The organism is Pantoea sp. ICBG 828, assembly GCF_002928355.1.
Lineage (GTDB): Bacteria > Pseudomonadota > Gammaproteobacteria > Enterobacterales > Enterobacteriaceae > Pantoea > Pantoea dispersa.
On the sequence record NZ_POWN01000003.1, the window covers coordinates 451849 to 472300 of the forward strand.

Genomic DNA, 20452 nt, shown 5'->3' on the forward strand with positions numbered 1-20452 from the left:
CTGTGCTGCATAAGGTTATACGTTACAAATCTATTGATTTGACATAATTTTTATCAGTTGATGCGAAACCAGTTACATTCAGGCGTATCCGCACAAAAATATAAATACCTCCCCGCTAAGCGCACCGTACTATTCCGCTGCTCAATCATAGAGCGCTCACCTTTACGGGATATAAAAATGAAAATGCGTGCTTTCACTCTCAGCGTAGTGGCTGCGTTACTTGTTGCTGCACCTCTCGCCAGTCAGGCGGAAATCACCCTGCTGAAGCAGGATCCGCAGGCCGGCGATCCGCTTAGCCGTCTTGATTTCAAAGTGGGCGGCAGTATTCGTCCGCAGTATCTGCATCAGAACGGGGTTAACGATAAATCGTATAAGCGTAACGGCTACGACGGCGGTTCACGTTTCCGCTTCAGCGCCAACTACTACCTGTTTGACGATGTCAGCTGGGTGGGTTACTACGAGCTGGGCGTTAACTTCCCGGCCTGGTGGGGCTGGGATAACCACTATGCGGACGGCGCCCATAACACCACGCGTCGCCAGCTGTATACCGGTTTCAAAAGCGCATCGCTGGGCGAGCTCTATTTTGGCCAGCAGAACAGCGTTTATTACGATGTCGTCGGCGCTAAAACCGATATCTGGGACTACGATATGCTGGCCCAGGCACCGGGTAACGGCATTAATGGTGACTACGACGGATCTTACCGCTCGCGCAAGATGCTGAAGTATAAAAACACCTTTGGCGATGCGGATGTCTATGCCGCTTATCTGTTTGAAGATGACGACTATCTGCCGGGCAACGGCCTGCGCTACAAGCGTAAGGGCGGCGGTTCGCTGGGTGTGAACTATCACATCACCAAAGATCTGGCGTGGGGCACCGCGTGGAACTACACCCGCGCGGATATCCGCAATCCGGGCAATGGTGACAGCAAGCGTTACGACCAGAATATCTACGGCACCGCGCTGAGCTGGACGCCGGACAACTGGACGCTGTCCGCCGGTGCAGGCTGGTATCAGAACTTCTCGCCAACCAAACTCAACACCGTTAACAACTACTTCGCGGATGATGCGTGGGGCGTTGAATACTTCGCCGGTTATAAATTCCCGATCGGCCAGTATGCTGTGAAGAGCATCCAGCCGTACTTCATGGGCGATCGCCTGGAGTTCGTCAATGGACGTAACTACAAGCGTATCGATAACGGCGTGGGCGTCAGCGCGCAGCTCGACTACGGTTTCCGCGTCGACTACGAGTACGTGATCACCTCCAGTACCGATAAATCACTGGGTAACGTTAATCTGGTGCGCCTGCGCTACGATTTCTGATGCGTAAATCAACGGCTCCTGCGGGAGCCGTTTTTTTTGGGCGGGCACAGTGCGCTTTTCTTTACACAGCGCGCGGGCAGCGTGGAGCATCACCCTGAGTTGTAGCGCCTTCACCGCGAATTCTGGCGGCTCTTTCCGCTAACGGCCGCAAAGCCGGAGTAAAACTCTGTCGCTCAGACAAAACGCCGAGCCAAGCGGGCTTTACGTAAATAGCACGGTCGTCCTATCGACGAAAGTTTCACCTTTACGTATCATTGCGCCAATTTTTTTCCTGTAGGTCTTTTAACATGATTAGTTTGATCGCGGCACTGGCAGCAGATCGTATTATTGGCATGGAAAACGCCATGCCATGGCACCTGCCTGCCGACCTCGCGTGGTTCAAGCGCAACACGCTGAACAAACCGGTGATTATGGGCCGTCTGACCTTTGAATCGATTGGTCGTCCGTTACCGGGACGTCTGAATATTGTGGTCAGCAGCCAGCCCGGCAACCATGACGGCGTGACCTGGGTGACGTCGCCGGAAGAAGCGATTGCCGCAGCGGGTGAGGCAGAAGAGATCATGGTGATTGGCGGTGGCCGGATTTATGCGCAGATGCTGGCGCGCGCCGATCGTCTCTATCTGACGCATATCGATGCGGAAGTGGAAGGCGACACCCAGTTCCCGGATTACGAGCCGGACGAGTGGCAGTCGACGTTCAGTGAGTTCCACGATGCCGATGCGCAGAATTCGCACAGTTACTGCTTTGAGATTCTGGATCGCCGCCGTTGATTGTGGCCAGGTGCGCATGAATGCGCAGCCTGTAAAAACGGTGCAATATGACTGCCAGGTGCGCATAAATGCGCACCCTACAACGACAGGGATTAATCGCTGTTTATGACGCGATAAACCTGTGCGATATCAGGTTGATGGCTGTCACGGTACAGATTGTCTTTGTAGGGTCGCCATTTATGGCGACCGAAAAAAAGCCCCGCTAACATCGCGGGGCTTTTTGTTTACTGCATATCGCTCAGGGGGGAGGGTGCATTCACCGCGCTTTCCGCCATGGCCTGATCACGGTTCGAGACCTGGGTGTAATACTGGCCGCTCTCCCAGTGCAGCAGGGTCAGCGTTCCGCCCCAGCAGCAGCCGGTGTCGAGCCCGATCACATGCTCTGGCGTGCCTTTTCCTTCCAGCGAAGCCCAGTGACCAAAGATTTGCGTATAATCGCTGCTGATTTTGCCGGGCACCTGGAACCACGGTTTCAGCGGCGGCGGCGCTGAGGCGGGCGCCTCTTTGCAGATCATATCGAGCTGACCATTAGGGAAACAGAAGCGCATGCGCGTCAGCGCATTGGTGCTGAAACGCAGGCGCGCCAGTCCGCTCAGTTCCGGTGTCCAGTTGTTCGGCATGTCGCCATACATGGCATCGAGAAACAGCGGATAGCTGTCGCTGGACAAGACCGCCTCAACTTCGCGCGCGCACTGCTGTGCCGTCTCCAGATCCCACTGCGGCGTAATGCCAGCATGCGCCATCAGCAGCTTTTTCTCTTCATCCACCTGAAGCAGCGGCTGGCGACGCAGCCAGTTAATCAGCTCGTCGGCATCGTCCGCTTCCAGCAGGGGCGTCAGGCGATCCTTGGGCTTGTTACGGCTGATACCGGCATACACTGCCAGCAAATGCAGGTCATGGTTGCCCAGCACCATGCGCACACAGTCTCCGAGCGACCTGACGTAGCGCAGTACCTCAAGCGAACCCGGACCGCGCGCCACCAGGTCGCCGGTCAGCCATAGCTCGTCCTGCTGCGCATCGAAATTGACCTGCGCCAGCAGCGCACGTAATTCGTCATAACAGCCGTGAATATCGCCAATCAGGTATGTACTCATTAAGTCAGTCCGATGAAAACGCGCCGCCCGGACTGGCCGGGCGGAGGAGGAATTAGTGAATGTGGGTTTGCACCGCGAGGCGGAACACCGGAATCTCCACGTGGAAGGTCTCGCCCTCTTCGTCGATCATCACATAGTGTCCCTGCATGGTGCCCATCGGCGTTTCCAGAACCGCACCGCTGGTGTACTGAAACTCATTGCCGGGCGCGATATGCGGCTGCTCACCGACCACGCCTTCACCCTGCACTTCGGTCTCGCGCCCGTTGCCATTGGTGATTAGCCAGTAGCGGCTGCGCAGCTGCACGCTGTTGCGCCCGAGGTTACGGATGGTGATGGTGTAGGCAAACACGTAGCGATCCTCATCGGAAGAGGATTGCGATTCCACATACTGACTCAGTACCTGAACACAAACGCGGGCCAGTTCACTCATGCACTCAGTTCTCCGCAGATTCAGCCTGATGATTGCCCAGCCAGTTTGCCAGCTGGCAATACTGCGCCACGGTGACATTTTCTGCCCGCAGCGAGGCGTCGATGTTGAGTTCATCCAGCGCACCGGCCGTGAACAGGTGTCCCAGGCTGTTACGCAGGGTTTTGCGTCGCTGACCAAACGCTTCGGTGGTGATACGGCTCAGTAAACGCACATCGCTGACCGGATACGGTGGCTGGGTAAAGGGCACCAGACGCACCACCGCCGAATCCACTTTCGGTGGCGGGGTGAACGATTGTGGTGGCACTTCCAGCACCGGAATCACCTGACAATAATATTGCGCCATCACGCTGAGACGCCCGTAAGCTTTGCTGCCCGGGCCGGCTACCAGACGGTTAACCACCTCTTTCTGCAGCATGAAGTGCATATCTTTAATCGAACCAGTATAGCTGAAAAGGTGGAACATCAGCGGTGTCGAGATGTTGTACGGCAGGTTGCCAAACACGCGCAGCGGCTGACCCTGCTCCTTTGACAACGCAGAGAAGTCGAAGGTCATCGCATCCTGCTGATAAATCGTCAGCTTAGGACCGAGGAACGGGTGCGTCTGCAAACGCGCGGCAAGGTCGCGGTCCAGCTCGACGACAGTCAGCGCATCAAGACGCTCGCCCACCGGCTCGGTTAACGCACCCAGCCCTGGGCCAATCTCCACCATGGCTTCACCCTTTTGCGGATGAATAGCGGAGACGATGCTGTCGATAATGTACTGATCGTTCAGGAAGTTCTGCCCGAAACGTTTACGGGCGTAGTGCCCCTGATGGACGCGATTATTCATTACTGCTCTTGATCATAGTGATGGCGAGGTTAAGCGCCGTAATAAAGCTGCCCGGCTCTGCGCTGCCCAGACCGGCGAGTTCCAGCGCGGTGCCGTGGTCAACAGAGGTACGGATAAATGGCAGGCCGAGGGTGATATTCACCGCGCGACCAAATCCCTGAAATTTTAGCACCGGCAGGCCCTGGTCGTGATACATCGCCAGTACCGCATCAGCGTGCTGCAGATATTTCGGCTGAAACAGCGTATCCGCCGGTAACGGACCGGTGAGCTGGATACCCTGCTGGCGCAGTTCGTCGAGCGCCGGGATGATGGTATCGATCTCTTCCCGGCCCATATGACCGCTTTCGCCAGCATGCGGGTTGAGCCCGCAGACAAAAATATGCGGCTGCGGAATGCCAAACTTACGCTGCAAATCCTGATGCAGAATGGTGATCACTTCATGCAGGCTGTCACGGGTGATGGCGTCTGCGACATCTTTCAGCGGCAGATGCGTGGTGGCCAGCGCCACGCGCAACGCTTCGGTCGCCAGCATCATCACCACGCGATCGCCACCGGCGCGCTCAGCGAAGAACTCGGTGTGACCGGTGAAGGGGATGCCGGCGTCATTGATCACACCTTTGTGCACCGGACCGGTTACCAGCGCGGCAAACTCGCCGCTGAGGCAGCCGTCGCAGGCGCGGGCCAGCGTCTCCAGTACGTAATGACCGTTGGCGACCGTCAGTTCGCCGGCGGTCACCGGCTGCGCCGTCGCGATGGGCAGCAGCGTCAGCGTACCGGCCTGCTGCGGCTGTGGTGCCACGCCGGGCTGATAGTCACGCAGCGTCAGCGGCAAACCCAGTTGAGCCGCGCGCTGGCGCAGCACGTCGCCGTCTGCGCACACCACCAGCTCAACCGGCCAGTCACGCTGAGCCAGCGCAACGGCGAGATCGGGACCAATCCCGGCGGGTTCGCCGGGCGTGATCGCCACACGATAATTACTGACCATTGCCATCCAGAATCTTCACGTAAGCACTGGCGCGCTGTTCCTGCATCCAGGTTTGCGCTTCTTCGGCAAACTTACGGTTGAACAGCAGACGGTAAGCGCGCTCTTTCTGCGCGGCATCGGTTTTATCCACCTGACGGGTATCCAGCAGCTGAATCAGGTGCCAGCCGAAGGAGGAGTGCACCGGCGCGCTGACCTGGCCTTTCTGCAGCTTCAGCAGCGCATCACGGAACGCCGGATCGTAGACTTCCGGTGACGCCCAGCCGAGGTCGCCGCCCTGGTTCGCTGAACCCGGATCGTCGGAGAACTGTTTCGCGGCAGCGGCGAAGGTGGTTTTGCCACTCTTGATGTCTGCGGCGATCTGTTCAATCTTCTGACGTGCCTGATCGTCGGTAAGGATCGGTGACGGCTTCAGCAGAATGTGGCGGGCATGCACTTCGGTGACCGAAATGTTTTTGCTCTCACCGCGCAGGTCGTTCACTTTCAGGATATGGAAGCCAACGCCGGAGCGGATTGGGCCGACGATGTCGCCTTTCTTCGCGCTGCTCAGCGCCTGCGAGAACAGCGTTGGCAGCTCTTCAATTTTGCCCCAGCCCATGTTGCCGCCTTTCAGCGCCTGCGGATCGGCAGAGTAGGTCACGGCCAGTTTACCGAAATCGGCACCGCCTTTCAGTTCACCCACCAGCTGACGCGCCAGCGCTTCCTGGTCGTCAACCTGCTGCTGGGTTGGATTTTCCGGCAGCGGCAGCAGAATCTGGCTGATGTTAAGTTCGGTGCCCTGGGTATTCTGCGAGCCGATCTGCTTAGCCAGCGTATCCACTTCCTGCGGCAGAATGGTGACGCGACGGCGCACTTCATTGTTACGCACTTCAGAGATCAGCATCTCTTTGCGGATCTGCGCGCGATAATCGTTGTAGTTCATCCCGTCATAGGCCAGACGGCTGCGCAGCTGATCAACGCTCATGCGGTTCTGCGCGGCGATGTTCTGGATCGCCTGATCCAGTTGCTGATCGCTCACCTGCAGACCGGCTTTTTCGCCCATCTGCAGAATGATGGCATCCATGACCTGGCGTTCAAGGATCTGATGACGCAGGGTTTTGTCATCCGGCAGCTGCTGACCAGCCTGCTGCGCCTGTGACTTCACCGTGCGCAGCATGTTGTCTACGTCACTTTCCAGCACCACGCCGTTGTTCACGACTGCGGCAACTTTATCGACCATCTGTGGGGCTGCGAACGCAGTGTTAGCGGTAATCGCCACACCAAGAATCAGCATTCTCCAGTTCTTCATACTTTATCCATTGTTGTTTCCGCACTGCGGGATAGCCTGTCAAATATCACAACATCAGAAAGCGCGCTGATAAGGGATGATGCCCTGACGCAGCATTTCATTGGTGCCTAAGCCATAGTTAGAACTCAGACCACGCAGCTCAATGTTGAATGAGATTTGGTTGTCATACTTGCTGTCGTTGTTTTCCCAACCGTTGATCTTGCGTTCGTAACCCAGACGAATGGCGTAGCAGCAGGAGCTGTACTGCAGACCGACTAGCTGCTCGGCCGGACGGCTGTTGCGGGTGTCATAGTAGTAACCCCCCACCAGCGACCAGGCATCGGCAATCGGCCAGCTGGCCGTGGCGCCCACCTGCGAGATACCGTTTTTGTAGATCGGGTTAGTGACATAGCTGGGGTTATTCAACGCCTGCGCCACATACTCCGGGCTGCTGTAGCGATAGCTCAGCTGCACCATACGGTCGGCATCACGACGGTATTCCACAATGGCATTGCCCTGAGAAACGTTGTCCAGCCGCGTATCGTATTGCAGGCCACCGCGTACGCCCCAGCGATCGCTGACTTTCCAGTAAGTATCACCCGCCCACACCAGGCTACCGGTATCATCTTCTTTATTCGTCTGGTTTACGCCGGTACGAGACGGGGTAAACGAGTAGATTTGACCCACGGAAACGTTAAAACGTTCAACCAGATCGTTATCATAAATACGCGTGGTCACGCCGGTCGCCACTTCGTTAGACGAAGCGATACGATCGAGGCCGCTGTAGGTGCGATCGCGGAACAGGCCGGTGTAGTCGGTCTGCAGCAGCGTGGAGTCGTACGGATAGATGTTGCTCTGGTTGCGGTACGGGATATACAGGTACTGCACGCGCGGTTCCAGCGTCTGGGTGTAGCCTTCGGCCCAGTCCATATTGCGGTCAAATACCAGGCGACCATCTACCTTGAACTGCGGCAGGGTACGGTTGACCGACTCTTTCAGCTGATTGGTGCGGGTGGTATCGATATTTTCGTTGTAGTAGTTAACGTTATCCTGCTGGTAATGCGTCGCCAGCAGCTTTGCCTCGGTATCCAGGCTGGCCCAGCCGTTGGACAGCGGCAGGTTGAGCGTTGGCTCGATGTGCAAACGCGTCGCTTCCGGCATTCGGTTACTGACGTTAGTGAACTTCACCGCCTGCGCATAGATGCGACCGTCAAACGGCCCGATATCGTTCTGGTACAGATTGACATCCAGCTGCGGCATCGCCCGGTACACGTTCTGGCTGCTGGTATTACCAAACACCTGGAAGTCTTTGCTGGACAGCGTCGCATCCCAGTTGGTGTCAGCGTAGCCTACGCTGAATTTCTGCGTGGCGTAGCCGTCAGTCGAGCTGTAGTACTTCGAATCAAGATCGTTGAAGTAATAAGGATCGCTGACTTTGGTGTAGTCGGCGTTGAAGCGCCAGTGCTGATCGTAGACGCCGGAGTGACGCCAGTAGAACAGCCAGCGGTCGTCGTTGCTGTCGTTCTGCACCGACGGTCGCGCGGCTTTATCTTTGTTGTACTGATTGTCAGACGGCAGATAGTCCAGCTCTAACAGGCCGGCACCAAACTGCGTCAGGTAGCGGAACTCGTTCTGCAGCTGCAGACCGCGCTTGCTCATGTAGTGCGGCGTAATAGTGGCATCGGCCTGAGGCGCGATGTTCCAGTAGTACGGCAGCATGAATTCGAAGCCGTTGTTGCTGCCGTATTTCGCGTTGGGGATCAGGAAGCCGGAGCGGCGGCGGTCGCCAATCGGCAGCTGCAGATACGGGCTGTAGAATACCGGCACGTTGCCGAGCTTGAAGCGCGCATTCCAGATCTCCGCCACTTCTTCTTCACGGTCCTGAATCACTTCCGAACCGACCACGCTCCAGCTGTTGGAACCTGGCAGACAGGAGGTAAAGCTGCCGTTTTCCAGAATGGTATAGCGGTTATTACCGCGCAGTTTCATCTGGTCAGCATCACCGCGACCCTGACGGCCGACCATCTGATAATTACCGTTCCACACGTTGGTGTCTTTGGTGTTCAGATTGGACCAGGCTTTCGGACCTTTCAGGATGACCTGGTTGTCGTCATAGTGCACATTACCCAGCGCATCGACGGTACGCACCGGCGTCGTTTGTCCGTCCTGCTGACGCTGATGCAGCTGCATCTCGTCGGCAACCAGACGGCTGTTCCCCTGCTGCACATCAACATTGCCGGTGAACACCGCGTCGTTCGGATAGTTCCCTTTTGCTGAGTCAGAGTTGATGGTTACCGGCAGCGAATTCGCGTCGCCACTGACCAGCGGACGGTTGTAGCTCGGCACGCCCAGCATACACTGCGACATCAGATCGTCGGCCAGTGCATGCTGACTATAAAGCGCTGCACCAATCATGGTAGCCAGCAGGGTAGGTATACGTTTTTTCATACGCGGTTTCGATAATTCCATGAAAACTGGCATCATGCCGACAATCCGGACAGAGACTAACGTACCGCCCGGCGTTGCGCCAGTGTTAATCCTGCTCTGCCTGCGTTGCCGTTAGGCGCGGAGATAAATGACAGGTATGATAATGCAATTTTCAGCCGCAAGCATGGCGAATTGAGGAGTTTATGCGCTACTGGGGAAAAGTTATTGGTCTGGCTCTCGGCTTACTTTCCGGAGCAGGCTTTTGGGGCATCGTACTGGGTCTGATCATTGGTCATCTGTTTGACAAAGTGCGCAGCGTAAAAGGACAGGGCTACTTCGCCAACAATCAGGCGCGTCAGACGCTGTTCTTCAGCACCACGTTCCAGGTGATGGGCCATCTGACCAAGTCGAAAGGGCGCGTCACCGAAGCGGATATCCAGATTGCCTCTTTATTTATGGACCGCATGCAGCTGCATGGCGAGGCGCGTACCGCGGCACAGCGTGCGTTTCGTGAAGGTAAGCAGAGCGAATATCCGTTACGTAACAAGCTACGCGAGCTGCGCAGCGCCTGCTTTGGCCGTTTCGACCTGATTCGGATGTTTCTGGAAATTCAAATCCAGGCGGCGTTTGCTGATGGTTCGCTGCATCCCAACGAGCGTCAGGTGCTGTACGTCATCGCGGAAGAGCTGGGGATTTCCCGCGCGCAGTTCGACCAGTTCCTGCGCATGATGGAGGGCGGTCAGCAGTTTGGTGGCGGTTCGTCGTACGGCGGCGGCGCTTATCAGCAGGCGAAACGTGGCCCGACGCTGGAAGATGCCTGCAGCGTGCTGGGGGTGAAAAGCAGCGACGACAGCACCACCATCAAGCGCGCCTACCGTAAGCTGATGGCCGAGCACCATCCGGATAAGCTGGTGGCGAAAGGTCTGCCGCCGGAGATGATGGAGATGGCGAAGCAGAAAGCGCAGGAAATTCAGGCCGCGTATGACCTGATTCGCAAAGAGAAGGGCTTTAAATAAGGGGCGGCGGCCCCTTAAAAATCGGCCGGCTGGCGAAACGTCATGCTGTTGCCAAACGCCGGATGGGTAATGGTCAGCGATTCGGCGTGCAGCTGCAGGCGTGGCGCCATGGCTAACGCCTCGGGATGGGCATAGAAGCGATCGCCGAGAATCGGATGCCCCAGCGCCAGCAGATGCACGCGCAGCTGGTGTGAGCGGCCGGTGATCGGCTTCAACTGCACCCGCGCGCTGTTATCGGCGTCATACGCCAGCACCTGATACTCCGTCTGCGCCGGCTTACCCAGCTCCACACTCACCATCTGCTTCGGCCGGTTAGGCCAGTCGCAAATCAGCGGCAGATCGATCATGCCCTGTTCCGCCGCCGGATGTCCCCAGACGCGCGCCACGTACTGCTTCGCGGGCTCGCGCTCGCGAAACTGCCGCTTCAGCTCGCGCTCGGCCGCCTTGGTCAGCGCCACCACAATCACACCGCTGGTGGCCATATCGAGTCGGTGCACCGACTCCGCCTGCGGAAAGTCACGCTGGATGCGCGTCATCACGCTATCCTTGTGCTCCTCAAGGCGGCCGGGCACCGACAGCAAACCGCTTGGCTTGTTAACCACCATGATGTGCTCGTCCTGATACAGAATATGCAGCCAGGGGTCGAGCGGCGGATTGTAGGGTTCCATCAGCATGATTGGGCGCGGCCTCAGCGATTATTGGTGCGTAACAACGATCAGACGCAGCGCATCCAGCCGCCAGCCGGCTTCACCGAGGCTGGCCAGCACCTGCTCGCGGTTGCTCTCCAGCGCATCAACCTCATCATCACGGATGTTGGGGTTGACCGCTTTCAGCGCTTCAAGGCGCGACAGCTCGGCGCTCAGCTTCTCATCGGCCTCAACTTTGGCCGCCGCAATCAGCGCCTGCGCTTCCGGTACGATGACTTTTTCCGCCTGCGTCAGAATGTGATGCACATCCTGTTGCACCGCGTTCACCAGCTTGCTGCCGGTATGGCGGTTGACTGCGTTGAGCTGACGGTTAAAGCTTTCGAACTCCACCTTGCCGGCGAGGTTATTTCCGGCGCGATCCATCAGCAGGCGGACCGGCGTGGGCGGCAGGAAGCGGGTAAGCTGCAGGTGCTTCGGCGCCTGTGCTTCGACCACATAGATCATCTCTACCAGCAGCGTGCCCACCGGCAGCGCCTTGTTCTTCAGCAGCGACAGCGCACAGCTGCCGGTATCGCCGGAGAGAATCAGGTCGAGGCCGTTGCGAATCAGCGGATGTTCCCAGGTAATGAACTGGGTATCTTCGCGTGACAGCGCCTGGTTACGGTTAAAGGTTACGGTGCAGCCATCTTCCGGCAGGCCGGGGAAATCCGGCACCAGCATGTGGTCAGACGGCGTCAGGACGATCAGGTTATCGCTGCGATCTTCCTGGTTGATACCGACGATATCAAACAGGTTGAGCGCAAAGTTCACCAGCTCGGTGTCGTTATCCTGCTCGCCGATGGCATCGGCCAGCGCCTGCGCGGCTTCGCCGCCGTTCGAGTTCAGCTCCAGCAGACGGTCGCGCCCCTGCTCCAGCTGCGCCTTCAGGGTGTCATGCTGTTTGCGGCTCTGGGCGATAAAGTCGTCCAGCCCCTGCGGGTTGTCCGGCGCGGCCAGATACTCAATCAGCTGCGGGTAGGCGCTGTCGTAGATGGTGCGGCCGGTCGGGCAGGTGTGCTCAAACGCGTCCAGCCCTTCGTGGTACCAGCGCAGCAGCACTGCCTGGGCGGTTTTCTCCAGCCACGGCACCAGAATCTGGATGTCATGCAGCTGGCCGATACGATCGAGACGGCCGATACGCTGCTCGAGCAGATCCGGGTTAAACGGTAAATCGAACATCACCAGCCGGCTGGCGAACTGGAAGTTACGCCCTTCCGAGCCGATCTCCGAACACAGCAGCACCTGGGCGCCATCTTCCTGCGAAGCGAAGAAGGCGGCCGCGCGGTCGCGTTCGATAATTGATAGCCCTTCATGGAACACCGCGGCGCGGATGCCTTCACGCTCGCGCAGCACCTGCTCCAGCTGCAGCGCAGTGGCCGCTTTGGCGCAAATCACCAGCACTTTCTCTTTACGGTTGCTGGTGAGGTAGCCCATCAGCCACTCAACGCGCGGGTCGAAGTTCCACCAGGTGCCGCTGTCGCCTTCAAATTCCTGATAAATCTGCTCCGGATACAGCATGTCGCGCGCGCGCTCTTCCGCCGTTTTGCGCGCCGCCATAATGCCGGAGACTTTAATTGCCGTCTGATACTGCGCCGGCAGCGGCAGGCGAATCTGATGCAGCTCGCGTTTCGGGAAACCCTTCACGCCGTTACGCGTGTTACGGAACAGCACGCGGCTGGTGCCGTGGCGATCCATCAGCATCGAAATCAGCTCTTTACGCGCGTCGTCTTTGCCGTCGCGATCGCTGTTCGCCACCTGCAGCAGCGGCTCGATGTCCTGCTCGCCGACCAGGTCGTTGATCAGGTTCATCTCCTCTTTGCTGATGGCGTGATCGGCCAGCAGCGTACTGACGGCGTCAGCCACCGGGCGGTAGTGCTGCTGTTCGGCCACGAACTGCGCGAAATCGTGGAAACGATTCGGGTCCAGCAGACGCAGACGGGCAAAGTGGCTCTCCATGCCGAGCTGTTCCGGCGTCGCGGTCAGCAGCAGCACGCCGGCGGTCTTTTCCGCCAGCTGTTCGATAACCTGATATTCGCGGCTCGGCGCGGCTTCGCTCCACGCCAGATGGTGCGCTTCGTCGACCACCAGCAGATCCCAGTCAGCTTCGGCCAGCAGCTCCAGCCGCTGTTTGTTGCGGCGGACAAAATCCAGCGAGCAGATAATCAGCTGCTCGGTATCAAACGGGTTGTCGCTGTCGTGCTGCGCTTCGGTGTAGCGATCGTCGTCAAACAGGGCAAAGCGCAGGTTGAAGCGGCGCAGCATTTCCACCAGCCACTGGTGCTGCAGGGTTTCCGGCACCACGATCAGCACGCGCTCGGCGCGTCCGGCCAGCAGCTGCTGCTGGATAATCATCCCGGCTTCAATGGTTTTACCGAGGCCGACTTCATCGGCCAGCAGCACGCGCGGTGCGTGACGGCGACCGACGTCATGTGCGATGTGCAGCTGGTGCGGAATCAGGTTGGTGCGCATGCCGCGCAGGCCGCTAATCGGCAGGCGATACTGTTCGCTCTGGTATTTGCGTGCGCGGAAGCGCAGGGCAAAGCGATCCATGCGGTCCAGCTGGCCGGCAAACAGGCGATCCTGTGGCTTGCTGAACACCAGTTTGCTGTCGAGCATCACTTCGCGCAGCACCACGTTGCTTTCGTCGGTATCAAGACGCGTGCCGATGTAAGTCACTAAATCGTTTTCGTTGCGGACTTCATCAACCTGCATCTGCCAGCCTTCGTGGCTGGTGACGGTATCACCCGGATTAAAAATCACGCGGGTGACCGGAGAATCATTACGGGCATAGAGGCGGTTTTCGCCGGTGGCGGGAAACATCAGTGTGACCATGCGCGTATCCAGCGCCACGACTGTCCCCAGTCCCAGCTCACTTTCTGTATCACTAATCCAGCGTTGACCCAGTGTAAAAACCATATATTTTTTGCTCGATTCTCTAAAAGATAGAAAGACGTTCGCCTGCTCTCAGACAATACCCCACCGCCAGACAGTTATCTGGTCAGCTGGTGCACGCGGTGAGAATCAGGAAGGGCGCTATGGTACTGGATGGCAGGGCATTCGTCACCTGTCAAAAAAGCCCCAGTTGCCCGGTGATCAGTGTAGCAAAGTCATCACCGACAAACGGTAAAATCCCTTCGGCGATCGGCTGCAGCTGCTTGCTGACGTAGTGATCGTAATCCAGCGGCGTGCTGCGCGCTTCCAGCGGCTCCGGCCCGGCGGTGGCCATGACGTAGCGGATCGAGCCGCCGTTCTGATACTGCAGCGGACGCTGCAGTTTACGGTTATGTTCATCGGCGAGGCGCGCGGCACGCACGTGGGGCGGCACGTTGCGTTCGTAATCTTTCAGCGGCCGGCGCAGGCGCTTTTTATACACCAGCAGATCGTCCAGTTCGCCGGCCAGCAACTGTGCCACCGTGTCGCGAATGTAGTCCTGCCAGGGTTCACCGCGGAAGATGCGGCCATACAGCGTCTGCTGGAACTGCTGCGCCAGCGGCGTCCAGTCGGTGCGCACCGACTCCAGCCCTTTAAACACCAGCCGTTCGTCGCCGTCGCGGCGAATCAGTCCGGCGTAGCGCTTTTTACTGCCCTGTTCGGCGCCGCGAATGGTTGGCATCAGGAAGCGGCTGAAGTGGGTTTCGTACTCCAGCTCCAGCGCGCTGTCGAGACCGTAAGTCTGCTGCAGATGCTGTTGCCACCAGCGATTCACGTGCCCGGCCAGCCGCTGGCCGATCGCGGCGGCATCGGCTTCGCTGTGGGCGCTTTTCAGCCAGACAAAAGTAGAATCGGTGTCACCGTAAATCACGTCAAAACCTTCGGCTTCAATAAGCTCACGCGTTTGCTGCATGATGGCGTGGCCGCGCAGGGTAATCGACGAAGCGAGGCGCGGATCGAAAAAGCGACAGGCGCTGGTGCCAAGTACGCCATAAAAAGCATTCATGATGATCTTCAGCGCCTGCGACAGCGGCTGGTTGCCGTCACGTTTGGCGGCCTCGCGCCCCTGCCAGATCTGCCCGACAATCGCCGGTAAACAGTGGGTGCGGCGCGAAAAGCGCGCGTGGCGAAAACCGGGAACCGAATCGGCGTCGTCCGGATGCGCCAGGCCTTCGACCAGCCCGACCGGATCGATCAGAAAGGTGCGGATGATCGACGGATAGAGGCTTTTATAATCCAGCACCAGCACCGAATCATACAGTCCGGGGCGCGAATCCATCACGTAGCCGCCAGGGCTGGCTTCCGGTGCCACTTCGCCGAGATTGGGCGCGACAAAGCCGGCGCGGTGCATTCGTGGAATATACAGGTGGCTGAACGCCGCCACCGATCCGCCGTGGCGATCCACCGCCAGGCCATTGACGGTGGCGCGCTCCAGCAAAAACGGCATGATGGCGGTGTGCTGGAAAATACGCGTAACCAGCTCGCAATCCTTCAGGTTGTAGGTGGCCAGCGCCGGTTTGTCGTGGGCAAAGCGCCAGTTGATCTCCTCCATGCGCTGCCACGGATTGTTGATGGCTTTGCCTTCGCCCAGCAGCTCGCGTGATACCGCTTCCAGGCTGAATGAGGCGAAGTCCCAGAACGCCGATTTCAGCGCCTCGATACCGTCAATCACCAGCCGGCCGCTGGCCTGAGCGAAGAACACGCCGGGCTTAAAGCCGTGCTCGCGCCACTCCAGCGGCTGCTGCTGACGGCCAAGACGCAGCGGAATACCGTAGCGGTCGGCATGTTTTTGCAGCACGCGCAGGTCGAACTGCACCACGTTCCAGCCGATGATGACATCGGGATCGTGACGGGCGAACCAGGTGTTAAGCTGCTCCAGCAGCTGTGGCCGGCTGTCGAGGTAAATCAGTTCAAAATCCAGCAGGCTGGCATCACCGTTAGGCGGGCCGAGCATATAGACCTGGCGCTGGCCGCAGCCCTCCAGCCCGATGCAGTACAGCTCGCCGTGCTCGGTGGTTTCGATGTCGAGCGACACCCATTTCAGTTGCGGACGGTAATCGGGATGCGGCTTGAGGCGCGCGTTGACGAGGCTGTCGCCGCGCGGCTCGCCGCTGAACCACACCGGTGCCGTGATAAAGCGCTCCATCAGGTAGCGTTCCGGCGGGCGGATATCTGCTTCATACACCGCAATGCCGTTTTCACGCAGGCGTTTTTCGATGCTTTGCAGCTGTCGGTGGCTGCGGCAATAGAGTCCCAGCACCGGTCGGCGCCGGAAATCTTTCAGATCCAGCGGTTGCAGGCGCGTATGGCGCTCGTCGCGAATCAGCGCTTCGGTTTGCGCCTGGAACTCCCGGGGAATAAACGCCACTGACTCCTGCGCAGGCAGTACCAGGCGCTGCGGGCCCTGGTCGGTGGCCAGCCACAGCACCACTTCGCTGCCGGTCGGGGTATCCCGCCAGTGGCGAGTCAGCAAAAATCCTGCGCGCGGTTCGGTCACGTTAACTCCGGAGAATGAATTCATTTCAGTATATCATGGATGTTTATACAGTGTACTGCGGTGGTGCCGTCGTCTGCGCGGCGCGGGCGTGCGGCAGCGCGGGGAATTGCTTGACGCTGTGGGGCTGTCTCAGGACAATCCAGCCTCTATATTCCGCAGAGGATAGTTATGGAAGCCTGGATCCAACACCTGTTTACGCAATCGCTGGAGTACGCGCTGATTGCCGTGGCGCTGGTGACCTTTCTTGAGTCGCTGGCGTTTGTCGGCCTGCTGCTGCCGGGAACGGTCTTGATGGCCAGCCTCGGCGCGCTGGTGGGCAGCGGACAAATCGGGCTCTATCCGGCGTGGGCCGCCGGGCTGGCCGGCTGTCTGATTGGCGACTGGGTGTCGTACGGCATTGGCTGGAAATTCCAGGGACCGCTGCACCGCTGGAAATACCTGCAAAAATACAAAGGGCTGCTGGATAAAACCGAGCACGCGCTGCATCAGCACAGCATGTTTACCATCCTCGTGGGGCGCTTTGTCGGACCGACGCGTCCGCTGATTCCGCTGGCGGCCGGCATGCTGGAGCTGCCGGTGCGTAAATTCCTGCCGCCGAACATTATCGGCTGCATCCTGTGGCCGCCGGCCTACCTGATGCCGGGCATTCTGGCGGGCGTGGCGATCGACGTGCCGCAGGCGGCGCAGGGCGACAGCTTCAAATGGCTGCTGCTGGCGGTGGCACTGCTGCTGTGGATCGGCGGCTGGCTGCTGTGGCGCTGGTGGCGCAGCGGCAAAAGCGTCGACTGGGCCACGCCTTATCTGCCACTGGCGCGGCTGCGCTGGCTGGCACCGCTGATGGCGCTCATCGGCGTGAGTGCCTTTATTGCGCTATTGTTCCACCCGATGATGCCGATTTTCCTGCAGCTGCTGTGGAAAGTGTTCTTCGCTTAACGCGGTGATACGCCAAGGATGGCGGCCGCCGGGCTCTCACCGCGCAGCAGGCTGGCGGTGCTGCCATCCCAGTACACCCGACCGTCAACAATCACCAGGCTGCGTGACGCAATCTGCTGCGCATCCTCAAGACTGTGCGACACCATCAGCAGTGTGATAGTGCGCGCCTCACACACTGCGCGCACCAGCTGCAGCATCTCGCTGCGCAGCGCCGGATCGAGTGCCGAAAACGGTTCATCCAGCAGCAGGACCGGCTGATTGCGCAGCAGGCAGCGCGCCAGTGCCACGCGCTGGCGCTGGCCGCCGGAGAGCTGGCCGGGCAGACGCGTCAGCATCGATTCCAGCCCGGTTTGCTCCGAAATCTGCTGTACCTGCTGCTGCTGTTCGCGCGTCAGCTTCAGGCCGGGATGCAGGCCCAGCCCCAGATTTTGCTGCACCGTCAGGTGCGGAAACAGATTGTTCTCCTGAAACAGCATCGATACCGGTCGCGCGGAAGGCACGCTACGGGTGTGGTCGACGCCATCGATCAGCAGGCTGCCCTGACTCACCGGCAGAAAGCCGCCGAGCAGGCTCAGCAGGGTACTTTTGCCCGCGCCGCTCGGGCCGAGAATGGCGAGACGTTCACCGGCCTGTGCGCTAAAGCTGAAGCGCATCGGCAGATGCTGGTAGAGATAAGTAAGGTTATTCAGTGTCAGCATGGCGACCCGGTAATTTTTCCATCAGCGTAAACAGCAGCAGGCATAACAGCAGCAGTAGCAGCGCGGTCACCGCGCCATCGGCACCGCGATAGGCGCCAATCTGCTGGAACAGATAAAACGGCAGGGTGCGGAAATCGGCGCTGCCGAACAGCGCCACCACGCCGAAATCCCCGATCGACAGCACGCAGGCAAAGGCCAGCGCCTGTGCCAGCGGACGTTTCAGCGCCCGCAGTTCAATCAGCCGCAGGCGAGTAAACCCACTGATGCCCAGCGAGGCGCACAGCTGAGCGTAGCGCGCGCTGAGATCGCGCATCGGATTTTCCAGCACTTTCATGGCGTAGGGGATGGCGATCAGCGCGTTGGTAAAGATCACCAGCGCATCGGCACGCTGCGGCAGGCCAACGGTGGCGTTGAACAGCAGAAAGAACCCGCTCGCCAGCACGATGCCCGGCATTGCCAGAATCAGCATTCCGCTGAGTTCCATGGCCTGCGCGGCGAAGCGCTGCTGACGCTGGCGCAGTTCGCGACTGCTCCACAGCAGCATCATGGTCAGCAGCACGCACAGCACACCGGCACCGAGTGCGATGCGCAGCGACGTCCACGTGGCCTGCCACAGCGCGGGCTGTTGCAGCGCGCCGGCAATGCCGCCGCGTAAGCCGTCGACCAGCACCGCCGCCAGCGGTGGCAGCAGTAACAGTAGTGCCAGCGTAATCAGCAGCGTATCCGCGACGCGTGCGTGCCAGGAATCCTGCGGATCGCGCCAGCCGCGCACCGTCTGGCTACCGGCCGGAATCGCTTTACTGAAGCGCTGGCTGAGCAGCACCAGCAGCAGACAGCAGCCGAGCTGCAACAATGCCAGCAGCGCGGCGCGGCCGGGATCGTAATCAAAGCTAAGCGCCTGATAAATGGCCAGCTCCAGCGTGGTGGCCTGCGGACCGCCACCCAGTGCCAGCACGGTGGCAAAACTGGCGAAGCACAGCATAAAGATAAGCGCCGCCGTTGGCAGCAGCGGACGGCGCAGCCACGGCCACTCCAGCAGGCGAAACAGCGACCAGCCGCGCAAACCGAGCTGCGCCGCCAGCTGGCGCTGCTCGCCGGGAATGCTCTCCAGCGCCTGCAGCAGCATGCGCGTCGCCAGCGGCAGATTAAAGAACACGTGCGCCAGCAAAATGCCCCGCAGGCCGTAAGGCGAGAAGTGATAGTCGATACCGATGGCAGCGCACAGCTGCGCCAGCCAGCCGCTGCGCCCATAGACGCTCAGCAGACCGAATACGGCGACCAGCACCGGCAGCACCAGCGTCATAGCGCACAGGCGCAACAGCAGCGTGCGACCGGTAAAGCGGCGGCGATAGAGCGCGCGGGCCAGCAGAATGGCCGGCAGCACCGAGAGCAGCGCTGACAGCAGCGCCTGCTCAAAGGAGAACGCCAGCACATGGTGCAGATAGCTATCGCTGAGCAGCGCGCGCCAGTCAGTGGCCGGCGCGGCAAGCAGCAGGGCACCGAGCGCCAGCAGCGCGACCGCACACAAGAGCAGTGCGCTAAGCGCTCCGGGCAGCAGCCAGCCGGGCATCAGCGGCTGACGGCGCGCTGCCACGCGCTAATCCACGCCGCGCGATGGTCGGCCACCTCTGTCGGGGTGTATTGCAGCGCATTCGCAGGCACTGGCAACGCCTGATAACCGGCGGGTAAATCGCTTTTGATCACCGGATACATCCAGTTGCCGGTGGGAATGGTGCTCTGAAACGCTGGCGACACCATAAACTGCATGAACTGCTGCGCCAGCTGCGGCTGTTTGCTGCTGGCGAGCTGCGCGCCCACTTCTACCTGCAGATAGTGGCCTTCGCTGAACGGCGCGGCGGCGTAGTTATCCTTTTTCTCTTCAATAATGTGATAAGCCGGCGAGGTGGTATAGCTCAGCACCAGATCGCTTTCGCCTTTGAGGAACAGACCATAAGCTTCGCTCCAGCCTTTGGTGACGGTCACGGTTTTGCTGGCCAGCTTCTGCCAGGCCGCCGGCGCGTCATCGCCGTACACTTTCTGCATCCACAGCAGCAGACCGAGCCCCGGCGTGCTGGTGCGCGGGTCTTCATAAATCACCCGCCATTTTTCCGGGCTTTCGACCAGCTCCTTCAGGCTGTGCGGCGGATTCTTTAGCTTGTTTTTGTCGTAAACGAACGCGAAGTAGCCGTAATCAAACGGGATAAAAGTGTCATTGTGCCAGCCGTCCGGCAGCTGCAGTGCACGGGTATCCACCGTGCTTTTGCTGAACAGGCCGGTTTTTTCCGCCGCCTGAATCAGGTTATTGTCCAGCCCCAGTACCACGTCGGCCTTGCTGTTCTTTCCTTCCATACGCAGGCGATTAAGCAGCGATACGCCATCCTCCAGCGCCACATAGTTCAGCTCACAGCCGCAGCGGGCCTCAAAGGCTTTTTTCACTGCCGGACCGGGGCCCCAGTCGGCGGCGAACGAGTCGTAGGTATACACGGTGAGGACGGGTTTGGCCGCCAGAGCCGGCGCAGCGATCAGCAGCAACAGGGGCAGAACTTTATTTAACACTTTGCGTTCCTTAAGG

General features: G+C 59.4%; 16 protein-coding genes. 4 read left to right on the top strand and 12 right to left on the bottom strand.

The features are described from left to right. Positions 1-177 precede the first annotated feature (177 nt). Both C1Y43_RS09805 and folA read left to right on the top strand, forming a co-directional pair. Complete coding sequence (locus tag C1Y43_RS09805; RefSeq protein ID WP_104093994.1) at positions 178-1320, top strand: porin; 1143 nt, start codon at positions 178-180, stop codon at positions 1318-1320. 287 nt (positions 1321-1607) lie between these two features. Next, positions 1608-2090, top strand: coding sequence for a type 3 dihydrofolate reductase (gene folA / locus C1Y43_RS09810; protein WP_031279709.1), 483 nt, complete (start codon positions 1608-1610; stop codon positions 2088-2090). Between the two features lie 224 nt (positions 2091-2314). Here folA and apaH read toward each other — a convergent pair whose 3' ends face one another. From apaH to lptD, 6 genes are read right to left on the bottom strand one after another with little or no spacing between them, the layout of a single operon-like run. Continuing rightward, entirely contained in the window at positions 2315-3184 is an 870-nt protein-coding gene (gene apaH / locus C1Y43_RS09815; RefSeq protein WP_058759644.1) for a bis(5'-nucleosyl)-tetraphosphatase (symmetrical) ApaH, read from the bottom strand. 52 nt (positions 3185-3236) lie between these two features. Continuing rightward, complete coding sequence (gene apaG / locus C1Y43_RS09820) at positions 3237-3614, bottom strand: Co2+/Mg2+ efflux protein ApaG (RefSeq protein WP_104188093.1); 378 nt, start codon at positions 3612-3614, stop codon at positions 3237-3239. A gap of 4 nt (positions 3615-3618) precedes the next feature. Then, positions 3619-4443, bottom strand: a complete 825-nt coding sequence (rsmA, locus tag C1Y43_RS09825) for a 16S rRNA (adenine(1518)-N(6)/adenine(1519)-N(6))-dimethyltransferase RsmA (protein WP_021507587.1) — start codon at positions 4441-4443, stop codon at positions 3619-3621. Beyond that, positions 4436-5428 (bottom strand): 4-hydroxythreonine-4-phosphate dehydrogenase PdxA, encoded by a 993-nt coding sequence (pdxA, locus tag C1Y43_RS09830; RefSeq protein WP_104188174.1) that lies wholly within the window; start codon positions 5426-5428, stop codon positions 4436-4438. The genes rsmA and pdxA overlap by 8 nt, the downstream gene beginning before the upstream one ends. Then, the gene (surA, locus tag C1Y43_RS09835; protein WP_104188095.1) at positions 5418-6713 is read right to left on the bottom strand and encodes a peptidylprolyl isomerase SurA; all 1296 of its coding nucleotides are present in this window, start codon (positions 6711-6713) and stop codon (positions 5418-5420) included. Before surA ends, pdxA begins: the two co-directional genes overlap by 11 nt. A gap of 54 nt (positions 6714-6767) precedes the next feature. Beyond that, entirely contained in the window at positions 6768-9140 is a 2373-nt protein-coding gene (lptD, locus tag C1Y43_RS09840; protein WP_230857095.1) for an LPS assembly protein LptD, read from the bottom strand. A 182-nt stretch (positions 9141-9322) separates the two neighbouring features. Here lptD and djlA point away from each other — a divergent pair, with 182 nt between their 5' ends. Further along, complete coding sequence (djlA, locus tag C1Y43_RS09845) at positions 9323-10135, top strand: co-chaperone DjlA (RefSeq protein WP_021312869.1); 813 nt, start codon at positions 9323-9325, stop codon at positions 10133-10135. A 14-nt stretch (positions 10136-10149) separates the two neighbouring features. On the opposite strand, the gene rluA is transcribed toward djlA, so the two are convergent. The 3 genes from rluA to polB form a co-directional block, all read right to left on the bottom strand. Then, complete coding sequence (rluA, locus tag C1Y43_RS09850) at positions 10150-10809, bottom strand: bifunctional tRNA pseudouridine(32) synthase/23S rRNA pseudouridine(746) synthase RluA (RefSeq protein WP_021507583.1); 660 nt, start codon at positions 10807-10809, stop codon at positions 10150-10152. 21 nt (positions 10810-10830) lie between these two features. After that, a complete protein-coding gene (gene rapA, locus C1Y43_RS09855) occupies positions 10831-13737 on the bottom strand; it encodes an RNA polymerase-associated protein RapA (protein WP_058770630.1) in 2907 nt (968 codons plus the stop codon). 151 nt (positions 13738-13888) lie between these two features. After that, positions 13889-16249 (bottom strand): DNA polymerase II, encoded by a 2361-nt coding sequence (gene polB / locus C1Y43_RS09860; protein WP_104188097.1) that lies wholly within the window; start codon positions 16247-16249, stop codon positions 13889-13891. A gap of 168 nt (positions 16250-16417) precedes the next feature. Here polB and C1Y43_RS09865 point away from each other — a divergent pair, with 168 nt between their 5' ends. Then, complete coding sequence (locus C1Y43_RS09865; RefSeq protein WP_104188099.1) at positions 16418-17182, top strand: DedA family protein; 765 nt, start codon at positions 16418-16420, stop codon at positions 17180-17182. Here the strand turns inward: C1Y43_RS09865 and thiQ are convergent. Genes thiQ through thiB form a run of 3 tightly spaced genes read right to left on the bottom strand, consistent with a single transcriptional unit; the run spans position 17179 to position 20436 of the window. Then, a complete protein-coding gene (thiQ, locus tag C1Y43_RS09870; RefSeq protein WP_104188101.1) occupies positions 17179-17880 on the bottom strand; it encodes a thiamine ABC transporter ATP-binding protein ThiQ in 702 nt (233 codons plus the stop codon). The genes C1Y43_RS09865 and thiQ overlap by 4 nt on opposite strands. Continuing rightward, on the bottom strand, positions 17864-19474 hold the full coding sequence (thiP, locus tag C1Y43_RS09875; RefSeq protein ID WP_104188103.1) for a thiamine/thiamine pyrophosphate ABC transporter permease ThiP: 1611 nt from the start codon (positions 19472-19474) through the stop codon (positions 17864-17866). Before thiP ends, thiQ begins: the two co-directional genes overlap by 17 nt. Next, the gene (gene thiB, locus C1Y43_RS09880) at positions 19450-20436 is read right to left on the bottom strand and encodes a thiamine ABC transporter substrate binding subunit (protein WP_104188104.1); all 987 of its coding nucleotides are present in this window, start codon (positions 20434-20436) and stop codon (positions 19450-19452) included. The genes thiP and thiB overlap by 25 nt, the downstream gene beginning before the upstream one ends. Positions 20437-20452: the final 16 nt, after the last annotated feature.